This is a genomic window from Psychrobacter sp. 78a-MNA-CIBAN-0178 (assembly GCF_040309625.1).
GTDB lineage: Bacteria > Pseudomonadota > Gammaproteobacteria > Pseudomonadales > Moraxellaceae > Psychrobacter > Psychrobacter okhotskensis.
This window is the reverse complement of the sequence record NZ_JBEOOZ010000016.1, coordinates 56,989-67,072: the sequence shown is the minus strand read 5'-3', so window position 1 is coordinate 67,072 and position 10,084 is coordinate 56,989. Positions and strand designations below refer to the sequence as shown.

Annotated in this window: 6 protein-coding genes, 2 tRNA genes and 1 pseudogene; 2 read left to right on the top strand and 7 right to left on the bottom strand. The window is 41.7% G+C overall.

Annotation, left to right across the window (positions count from 1 at the left end):
- Positions 1-79: 79 nt before the first annotated feature.
- Together AAEY80_RS09990 and AAEY80_RS09985 are read right to left on the bottom strand one after the other, a co-directional pair.
- Positions 80-1,315 (bottom strand): annotated as a pseudogene (locus tag AAEY80_RS09990) (IS3 family transposase).
- A 311-nt stretch (positions 1,316-1,626) separates the two neighbouring features.
- The gene (locus AAEY80_RS09985) at positions 1,627-2,235 is read right to left on the bottom strand and encodes a DedA family protein (protein ID WP_025652851.1); all 609 of its coding nucleotides are present in this window, start codon (positions 2,233-2,235) and stop codon (positions 1,627-1,629) included.
- A 245-nt stretch (positions 2,236-2,480) separates the two neighbouring features.
- Between AAEY80_RS09985 and AAEY80_RS09980 the strand changes: the two genes are divergently transcribed.
- Complete coding sequence (locus tag AAEY80_RS09980) at positions 2,481-4,049, top strand: phosphatase PAP2 family protein (protein WP_350588258.1); 1,569 nt, start codon at positions 2,481-2,483, stop codon at positions 4,047-4,049.
- 159 nt (positions 4,050-4,208) lie between these two features.
- On the opposite strand, the gene AAEY80_RS09975 is transcribed toward AAEY80_RS09980, so the two are convergent.
- The 4 genes from AAEY80_RS09975 to msrB form a co-directional block, all read right to left on the bottom strand.
- Positions 4,209-4,285 (bottom strand) — tRNA-Asp (locus AAEY80_RS09975).
- A gap of 52 nt (positions 4,286-4,337) precedes the next feature.
- A tRNA-Val gene (locus AAEY80_RS09970) sits at positions 4,338-4,413 on the bottom strand.
- Between the two features lie 394 nt (positions 4,414-4,807).
- The gene (locus AAEY80_RS09965; protein ID WP_025652847.1) at positions 4,808-5,290 is read right to left on the bottom strand and encodes a glutathione peroxidase; all 483 of its coding nucleotides are present in this window, start codon (positions 5,288-5,290) and stop codon (positions 4,808-4,810) included.
- 154 nt (positions 5,291-5,444) lie between these two features.
- On the bottom strand, positions 5,445-5,870 hold the full coding sequence (gene msrB / locus AAEY80_RS09960; protein WP_025652846.1) for a peptide-methionine (R)-S-oxide reductase MsrB: 426 nt from the start codon (positions 5,868-5,870) through the stop codon (positions 5,445-5,447).
- Positions 5,871-6,492: 622 nt separating this feature from the next.
- On the opposite strand from msrB, the gene AAEY80_RS09955 reads away from it, so the two are divergent.
- On the top strand, positions 6,493-8,112 hold the full coding sequence (locus tag AAEY80_RS09955) for an aminotransferase class I/II-fold pyridoxal phosphate-dependent enzyme (RefSeq protein ID WP_350588257.1): 1,620 nt from the start codon (positions 6,493-6,495) through the stop codon (positions 8,110-8,112).
- A 119-nt stretch (positions 8,113-8,231) separates the two neighbouring features.
- On the opposite strand, the gene AAEY80_RS09950 is transcribed toward AAEY80_RS09955, so the two are convergent.
- Entirely contained in the window at positions 8,232-9,839 is a 1,608-nt protein-coding gene (locus tag AAEY80_RS09950; protein WP_101211464.1) for an inorganic phosphate transporter, read from the bottom strand.
- Positions 9,840-10,084: the final 245 nt, after the last annotated feature.

Sequence of the window (10,084 nt, the reverse complement as noted above, 5' to 3'; positions counted from 1 at the left end):
CTTTATGATTATGTTTGATGATCGTATTAGTAAGCACTTAATCTAAATGGCAGTTACACAGAATTCGGGATGGGCTCGATCAAGCAGCTTTACGATAATAGTCAAACCACACCTGTCTTGGCGACTTATAGCCTAAACTCTTTTGAATCCTCGCTTGGTTGTAGTACAGCTCGATATAGCCGATGATATCATTGATTGCTACAAACCTTGTTTTATAGTCTTGGTGATACACTAGCTCATTCTTTAATGTGCCCCAAAAGCTTTCTATGGGTGCGTTGTCGAAACAATTGCCTTTACCACTCATTGAGCCTTTGAAATTATGCTACTTGATGATTTTGTGATAGGCATGACTACAATACTGGCTGCCTCTGTTAGAGTGCACAATCAATCCTTGGCTTGGACGTTTATTTTTGATTGCCATATTGAGTGCACGACATACTAAATCTGCGGTCATTCGCTTATTGATAGCATACCCGACCAGCTCTTTGGTGTATAAATCTTTGACTCCAGCTAAATACAACCAACCCTCATTGGTCCAGATATAAGTAATATCACTGACCCACGATTCATTAGGATGCTTAGCATCAAATTGCTGATTTAGTATGTTTGGATAGACAAGCTTGTTATGGTTGGAATCAGTGGTGATTTTAAAGCGTTTGTGACGACGGCATTTGATTTCATGTTCTTCTTTAATGCTTCTGACCATATATAGGCTAATATCGTGCCCTTGCTCTATCAGCTTTGCGTGCAGTCGATCAGCACCATAACATGCTTTTGTTTCACTATGTGCCGCTCTGACAAGTAGCTCAGACTGGTTACGGTGTATCTGTTGCTCACTGATATCACGACTCAGCCAGTCATAATAGTAGCTAGAATGCTTAACCTTTAGTACACGACACATAGTAGTGATACTAAAGAAGAGATCGTTGTTTTTGATAAAGGCCTACTTCACTAACTGTCACTGCGGGCATAGCCCTACGTCTTGCGTCACTAAAACAGTCTACTAGACTGTTTCTTAAAGTTCCTCATTGGCAAAGTACGCCGTCGCCTTTTTTAATATCTCTCGTTCCTCTTCGGCTACTTTAAGCTGTCGTTTGAGCTGCTTTATTTCCTGAAGAGCCGTCATAAGATCAGGATCATATTGTTCTGTGCCGATAAGCTTGCCTTGATTGGCTTTATTATGCCAATTAGATAAGGTCTGCATGGCGATGCCAAGCTGCTTTGCGGTCGCTGAGATATTGCCATTATTGTCTGCTATCTTCTTGACGGCCTCGGCTTTAAATTCGTCACTGTAGCTTCTTATTTTCTTGGTCATGATAAACTCCGATTAATACGCTTAGTTTACCAAGTTTAGGTGTACGGTTTTTTCAGCATAGCTCACATGATGCTATTGAGCTTTGACCATATAATAAAAATAGCGGCTACTAGAGCGTGTCCTCAATCTGAAAATGGTGATAAAAATAAGATAAATGGTAGCCAAACAAGGAAAATAGTGCAGATAATATCGAGATATTGACTAGCTATTTGACGTAGTTTGGCAAGAGTTAGCTATTTTTAGCCCATTTAGTCGCTTTTGTTCAGGTTGAGGACACGCCCTAAATATTTCTCGAATAAAACGGACATCATTTACGGTTGCCGACGGCGCTTAATAAGCCAACCGATAATAATTACAACGATCAGTATGCCAAACCCTTTAGAGTAAGGGGCTAATATCCCTTCGACGACCTCATAGTTCTGTCCGAGATAATATCCCGCCAACGTCAACGCCGCTGTCCATATACTCGAGCCTAAAGCCGTCAATGCTAAAAAAGGCAGCAGCGGCATATTGTTCATGCCAGCAGGGATAGAAATGAGCGAACGAACGCCAGGCACCATACGGCCAAAGAACACGGCTGTTTTACCATGTTTATCGAACCACTCATTTGCAGAGGCAACGTCATCAGGTTTAACGAGCACGTATTTACCATATTTTTCGGTAACCGCGATCAAACGTTCTTTATCGAATATACGACCTAAATAATATAACGGTAACGCACCAAGTGAAGCACCTAACGTGCCAGCAAGGATGACTAAGATTAAATTTAAATCACCTCTCGACGCGGCGAAACCAGCTGCTGGCATAATGACTTCAGAAGGGATAGGTGGAAAAACGTTTTCGGCAAACATGGCAAATACAATACCAAAGTAGCCAAACTTTGCCATAATACTGAGTACCCATTCGCTGATTTGATTCATAATTATTACTTTCCTTCATTACCATCGTGACGGTCGTATTTTTTCAATTTTTGAGCACATCTAACCATGAAAATATCCAAACATTGCGATTAGTCTAAACCTACTTTGTGTCAAAATCTGCTGTTTTATGCTATTTATAGCACTTGCATTATGGCAATGATTAGACAAACCCTATGACCAGTAATTCACCTCTTTCCATGATATCTAGATGGATCTCCTTAGCCTGCGCTTTTGGCGTCTTTGCTATGCTGTACTCTTTGACTAATCTCTATGCGCAAGCGCTGTTTTATGATATCCAATTTTCTGAATTAAGTAGCATTAACTCTGTATGGCCTAAGAAAGTTTATAACCTCGCCACACCGATTGATGTAGCGATTCCTTTCATCCCACCGATGATTGTGCCTTATAGCTGGTCAATCATGCTGTTTTGTGCCGGCTTTTTTATGGTAAAAACACCAGCACAACTTTCCTTATTAACAGGAAAATTAATCTTAGCCACGCTTTTCGCCTGTTTTATCTTTTATATATTCCCCGCCAAATTTACTTTTGAGCGCCCTACTGTATTAGGCTGGGCGCATTATGGCTATCAGTTTTTGCATATAACCGACAAACCTTTTAACCAGTTTCCTTCCCTGCATGTGGCATATGCTGTATTACTGGGGACGTCTTTATGGCAACTTTCAAAATCCGCTCTATATCGCCTAGCACTTTGTTGTATCTGTAGTCTCATCATCGTCTCCACCGTCCTGACTTATCAACATCATCTTTTAGATATTGCCGGTGGCTTATTACTGGCGGCGCTTGTACTGATCATGATCAATAAGCTGCGTAATAATTTAGTTTTAAAGTATTTAGTGGTGGCGATATCAGGATTTTTAATTCTATCGATAGCAGGATTCATGCTCAATAGAAGCGTTGCCTCTGGCACTTTTGCAGGGTTGTATTCTGTAGTCGCCACGTACTGGGCGTTAAGTTTTTTGGGTTTGGCATGGGCGTATCAACACCCCAACCAAACTCGTGATAAACGTTGGTTTGCAAAGGATAAGCAAGGGCGCTTACGACTGTCTACTTGGTTGATATTTGCGCCATTATTATTGGGCTACCGACTGATGTGGTATGTCGGACAACGCTATCAATTCACTCAACATAAACAGTCAAATTCTGGCTTATTGAGTCATACTGATATGGGCTCGAACTATAAAATAGCGGACTCTATATATGCGATCGCTACGCCAAAATTATTTGGCTTGTCGCAAATGAATAATAGACACTATTTGTATTTTTCAAAATTTTCGACAATTATTGTGATTGACTCCGCTGTTGAAACCAATAGCCATAATTTGAGCTTAAAAAAAGCGCTAAATACTCAGGCGGAAGTACACAAATTAGACGTTAATAATAACAGCTCATCACTCTGCAATACTTACCTATCATTTACCGCTATTAAAATTAAATATCTTTATTTTCCACTGTTGGATTTACAGTCTTTAAGAGAGGTTGCTGCTCAGGATTTTATTCATCTGTTTAAACAGATAGATACCTTAGCAAACGATGCCTTAGCAAACATTGGTATAGCGACTAATATCACGCATAAACAGCTGCCTGACAATATGGTACTGATTAACTTCCAATGCGTGATGGGATTATCCCGTAGCGTCGCCCTGCACGCTTTGTATCTGATATATCAAGGACAGTTGACTGCTGATAATTACGTCACTTGGATCAACGAGCAATATCCAAAAGCGCACCTCAATGACTATTACCTGCCCAAGTTACTCGTTAATAAGATAGAAATTTTCGCTAAAAAGAATTGAACCATTATTTTAAAATAGTGATCAATACGTCCTCGTTAATAATAGCTATGCCGTTTTGCGTCTAAACCAGATACTTACATCAGAATTCAGACACAAAAAAACCTCAAACAATCTAATGTTTGAGGTTGAAACTTTTGTATTAAAACTAAGTTTTAAATATGGCGCAGCGGACGGGACTCGAACCCGCGACCCCCGGCGTGACAGGCCGGTATTCTAACCAACTGAACTACCGCTGCTTAGGTCGTTTTTAGCATCTTCTCTTATTACAGAGACACTCGCTAAAAAGAGTGGTGGGTGATGACGGATTCGAACCGCCGACATTCTGCGTGTAAGGCAGACGCTCTACCAACTGAGCTAATCACCCTGAGCGAGGATATAACGAAGCACTGCTTCGTCCGAGCGCAAGAGAATTTACATTGTCGTAAATTCTAAAAACTCAGCACCTACATAAAGTAGGTATTTATCCGCAAGAGAAAATTCTTTAAATAGAATTTTCTAAAGCTTTGATTAACTAAAGTAGTCACTCTCTAGTTAATACTGAAATATCTTGACGATAATTTCAACAACATAGAACTTAATTAAAGCCCCTTGCTGTGGGTGTGTATTATATAGATTTACACCTGCCTGTCAAATATTATTTGCCTTTTTATTCGCTATTTTTTAACGATTTTATAAGCATAATGACAATCCCATGTTTTTATTGGCTTTATATTTAACGATAAAGCCAATATTCTTTTATTTTATTAAGAAATAACGGATTATTTGGCCAAAGCTTTTTCAATATCAGCGGTCATGGCTTCAGGTTTGGTCGTTGGCGCATAACGATCGATCACCTGACCATCACTACCAACTAAGAACTTGGTGAAATTCCACTTAATACCGTCTGTCAGTAAGCCGCCTTTTTGTTCTTTAAGCCAATCAAAAATAGGATGAGCATCTTTGCCGTTGACGTCGACCTTTGCCATCATTGGAAAGCTTACGCCGTAATTCTTTTGACAAAACGCCCCGATCTCTTCATTACTACCAGGGTCTTGGCTACCGAATTGATTGCAAGGGAAGCCCACAACGACCAAACCTTTATCTTTATATTGTTCATGTAGCGCCTCTAACCCCTCAAACTGCGGGGTAAAGCCGCATTTGCTCGCAGTATTGACAATCAATAACACCTTGTCTTGATAGTCAGAAAAGGCTTGCGGGCTGCCGTCCATACGCTCTGCAGTAAAGTCGTAAACAGTACTCATCATCTATCCTTAAATTGATTGATTTTTTTGATATTTTTGGGTGCGCCTGCCTTTTTAATAATATTAATATACAGCGCCAATAATTAAAAAGGAAGCAACACGTGCTTCCTTTTTATACCTTTAGAGAAAAATAATCTAATGGTTATATCTGAAACTACTTTTCAGATTTGTCTAAATCAATAGAGACTGAATTGATGCAATAGCGCATACCTGTCGTCTCACTTGGCCCATCTGGGAATACGTGGCCCAAATGTGCACCGCAGTTGCTACAGGTGACTTCTGTTCGAGTCATGCCCAGCGAATTATCCACATGCTCTTCGATAGCACTGTTATCGATGCCTTGGTCAAAACTCGGCCAACCGCAACTGGCATCAAACTTACTAGCAGAATCGAATAAGCTGGCGCCGCAACCTTTACAGCGGTAAACACCGTCATCAGTTGCATCATTATAAACGCCAGTAAATGGACGCTCTGTACCCTTTTCACGCATTACATGATATTCATCAGCACTAAGGCGCTCTTTCCAATCTGCTTCGGTCAGTTGGCTGATTTCTTCTTTGCTAAGTTGATTGTCTTGCATGATTGATCCTTACTTGAGTATGTATAGTCAGTCTTATATAAATCGGCTACGGTTAAAGCTCGCTTAGTCTACTATTTGTCGTAGTTCTACTTGTCTGCTTTGTAGCCAAATCACCTTAAGCTGATTGTATTATATAATCGATTACTAGGGATTTATCATCACCTTATTAGGATAACGATAGCCTTTATCTGCTGCTAGTCAGCATGATATTCAAGGGGTATATGATGACAAGCTTGATAGAGATGAGTAATAATTATCTATCGCATCATAGACCTTGTATAGCGTCACAGACAATGATGCTGTAATCAGCCACTTTAATCACATCGGTAGCAGCTGTCTATTTTTACCAACGTTATACACAATTATTTTATTAAAATTTTACTGGTAAATTTATGCTAACGCCCATGAGTAGTGAGGATGGAGCATTATCAAACGATTAGTGCAAGTTATTCTTGCATTCGTGTATTAAAAAATACTTGCATCAGCCTACCTTATGCAATAATATCTTGCATTAGCACTGGATTAAGTGGTTTTGGATTAAGTAGAAGTTCATTCGATAACACTAAATTTAACCAACTTCTTACTTTTACTCTTTATGACAAATCGATTAATAAAGGCTTAGATGATTATGGCTGATGATAAGAGCAAAGGCACACAAGCCGAACGGTTGGTACAGCTACGCCGCGACAAGGGACTCACTGCTGAGCAATTGTCACAAGCTATGACAGCAGCGGGTGCAAAGGTCAGTCGCGGTGCTATCTCGAACTGGGAGCGTGGTACCAACGGTATTGTGTCGTCTAAGCTACCAACATTGGCACGAATACTGGGCTGCAGCGAAGGGTATCTGTTGCGCGGTGAGTTGCCTCATGAGACAGCCACTGAGGCAGACTCACCTAATCGTGTTCACACCAAGGACGAGAGGCTTGATGTTCGTGACAATGTCCAAACTGATACAACAACCCCTAATGCCCGTAAAAACTCACAAAACAACCCTATGAGTGGTCACTCTATGAATCCAATAAAAAAATCCGATAAATTGCAAAACGTCTGTTATGACATTCGTGGTCCCCTACTACAAACAGCCAATAAAATGGAAGCCGAAGGCAAGCGTATACTAAAGCTAAACGTCGGTAATCCAGCGCCTTTTGGTCTGGAAGCACCGCATGAGATTTTGCGCGATGTGGCCATGAATTTGCCAGACGCGACAGGGTATTCCGACTCGCAAGGGATTTTTTCTGCTCGTAAAGCTGTCTTGCAGTACTATCAAGCAAAGGGATTACTATCAGCAGTCGATGTTCGTGATGTCTATTTGGGCAATGGGGTCTCTGAGCTGATTGTGATGACTATGCAGGCGTTAATGAACGACGGTGATGAAGTGCTTATCCCGATGCCAGACTACCCGCTTTGGACAGCGGCGGCGAACTTGGCTGGTGGCACAGCGGTACATTATCGCTGTAATGAAGAAGATAACTGGCACCCTGACATTGAAGACATTAAGTCTAAGATTACGAGCAAGACCAAGGGCATTGTGGTTATTAATCCCAATAACCCAACGGGTTCACTTTATAGTGATGACCTGCTGAAACAAATTATCCAAGTCGCTAAAGAGCATGACTTAATCATCATGGCCGACGAGATTTACGACCGTATTCTTTATGATGATATGGTACACACCCCAGTAAGCACCCTGACGGACGAGGTGCTGGTCTTATCATATAATGGCTTATCAAAATCGCACCGTATCGCAGGATTTCGTGCTGGCTGGATGATGGTTTCTGGTAAAAAACACCACGCGGCAGACTTCATCGAAGGGTTAGACATGCTGGCGTCTATGCGCCTATGCTCTAATGTCCAAGGGCAGTATGCGATTCAGACAGCGATGGGCGGCTATCAGAGTATGAAAGATCTGACCTCAAAAAAAGGCCGTCTCTATAAGCAGCGCGAAATGGCGGTGTCACGACTTAATGCGATTAAAGGCATCTCTTGCACTATGCCGCAAGGCGCGTTCTATTGCTTTCCTAAAATGGATCCTGAGATTTATCCTATCAAAGATGATATGGAGTTTATGATGGACTTATTGGTTGAAGAAAATGTCTTAATGGTTCAAGGTACTGGCTTTAACTGGGACACCCCCGATCATTTCCGTCTGGTATTTTTGCCTAATTTGCACGACTTAGAAGATGCCATGGATCGCTTAGATCGCTTCTTTGCCAAAAAACGTAAGCAATTTGGTACGGATTAAAGAGTCAATAACTATTAGAAAGATTAGAAAGGTACAAAAAAACGCTTATCGGCATGATGTCGATAAGCGTTTTTTTGTTGTTACTTTATGAGTAAAATCTAAGCTATGACGTTTCTATTTTAGAAAACGTACATCAAAATGACAAAGCTCAAGGCTGACATTGAAGCAGCGGCTGGTAAGGTGATAATCCATGCCAAACCAATGGGCTTCATTAATGCCCAATTGGTGTCTCTATTCACGACACCGATGCCAAGTACTGCCCCAACTAAGGTATGCGTACTAGAAACTGGTAGCCCCATGGTTGACGCACCCATAACGACAGCAGCAGCAGCCAGTTCAGCTGAAAAACCAGAAGCAGGATGCATTTTTGCCAAATTGGTACCGACGGTTTGAATAACTTCTTTACCGATAAACCAGAGGCCAACAATAAGCGCCACACCAAAGGTCAACATTACCGCAGGTGGTACTGCCGCTTCGGTAGCAATACTATTGGTGCGGATAACATCCATAATGGCCGCAAAAGGACCGACGGCGTTGGCAATATCGTTTGAGCCATGACTAAAGGCAAAGGCCGATGCCGTAAAGACTTGCATCCAGCTAAACATAATAAACGTCGCCTTGGTCAAATCCTCTTTATGCTTACCACGGATACTCTTGGTATATATATAGGTCGCAAGCCACACCAGCGCCGCTATCATACCCATGATTAAGAAGCCTTGCAGCGTCGTCATGCCATTATTGACATTCTTTAGACCCTTAAAGATGACCAAAGAGGCCATGACTGCCCCGCCTGCAGCAGCAATGATAGGTACCCATTGTTTCAAAGCTTTTAGGGTATCAAGGTTGCTGCGCTCGTTCTCAATTTCATAAAGCTGTTTGTAATAGTCAGTCTCTAAATCTTCAACGTCACAATCATCATCTTTATAGATTTCTTGATCACGCAACATTGCTGAGGTATAAGCCAGTTGTTCCGACTCTGAGAGCGCCTCTAAAAACTCTTTATGATTTTGTTTTAAGGTTTTCTTATTGCCTTTCAAAGTCGCGATGTACGCCTCTGTTTTATCATTATACTCAATGATATTTTTCTTAATCTGTCCGTATAAAAGGTAGGAGAAAACGCCGCCTAGTAGCGGTGATATTACCCAAGAGATCGCAATCGTTCCAATCGTTCCCCAATTCACGGTTGATAATGCCATTTCGGTACCACCTAACGTGATACCCAATACAATGGAGCTACCAACAACACCGCCGATAATGGCGTGAGTGGTCGAAACGGGTAACCCTTTTTTGGTGGCAAACAACAGCCAAAATGCGGCAGCGATAAGCGCTGACAGCATGACATAGATGAACTGGTTAGGCGTTACTGAAAGACCATCCAGATCGACAATGCCGCTGCGAATGGTATCGGTGACTTCACCACCTGCCAGCACAGCTCCAGACACTTCAAATATCGCTGCGATACCCAGCGCTTGTGGAATGGTCAACGTCCCCGCACCCACCGAGGTACCAAAGGAGTTGGCGACATCGTTACCACCAATATTGAATGCCATAAAGACACCAAAAGCGGTAGCTACGATAAATAGCGTCGTCTGCTGACGCATGGTGTAATCTAGACCCCACCACAAAAAGTAGGCGGTCATCGCAATCAGTAAAATGCCAAAAAATAGATTTATTCTCATAGAGCCAACTGATTTGGCTGGCTCAGTAGAACTGTTGGTAATACCCATACGTTGATACGCCCTGCGTAAGGTGATTGAAATTATCTGCGGTTATTAACATTGCGACGCCAATAATGATACCGTTTCCAGTATGCAAAACTTAAGAGCGTATGCGCAATGTGCTGGTCAAATTACAGCTTCGATCTACTGCCCTAGCGCACGTATTTACCTTAACCCTTAGCTATCATTAATTTAGCTATCATTAATACAGGGCGTCAGTACCATGCAATATCAAGGACCATAGATACATCATT

What these genes read in the sequence shown, in the direction of transcription:
- AAEY80_RS09985 (WP_025652851.1), bottom strand. Translation starts at nt 2,235, where the DNA reads ATGAATCAAATCAGCGAATGGGTACTCAGTATTATGGCAAAGTTTGGC.
- AAEY80_RS09980 (WP_350588258.1), top strand. Translation starts at nt 2,481, where the DNA reads ATGCTGTACTCTTTGACTAATCTCTATGCGCAAGCGCTGTTTTATGAT.
- AAEY80_RS09965 (WP_025652847.1), bottom strand. Translation starts at nt 5,290, where the DNA reads ATGAGTACTGTTTACGACTTTACTGCAGAGCGTATGGACGGCAGCCCG.
- msrB (WP_025652846.1), bottom strand. Translation starts at nt 5,870, where the DNA reads ATGCAAGACAATCAACTTAGCAAAGAAGAAATCAGCCAACTGACCGAA.
- AAEY80_RS09955 (WP_350588257.1), top strand. Translation starts at nt 6,493, where the DNA reads ATGATTATGGCTGATGATAAGAGCAAAGGCACACAAGCCGAACGGTTG.
- AAEY80_RS09950 (WP_101211464.1), bottom strand. Translation starts at nt 9,839, where the DNA reads ATGGGTATTACCAACAGTTCTACTGAGCCAGCCAAATCAGTTGGCTCT.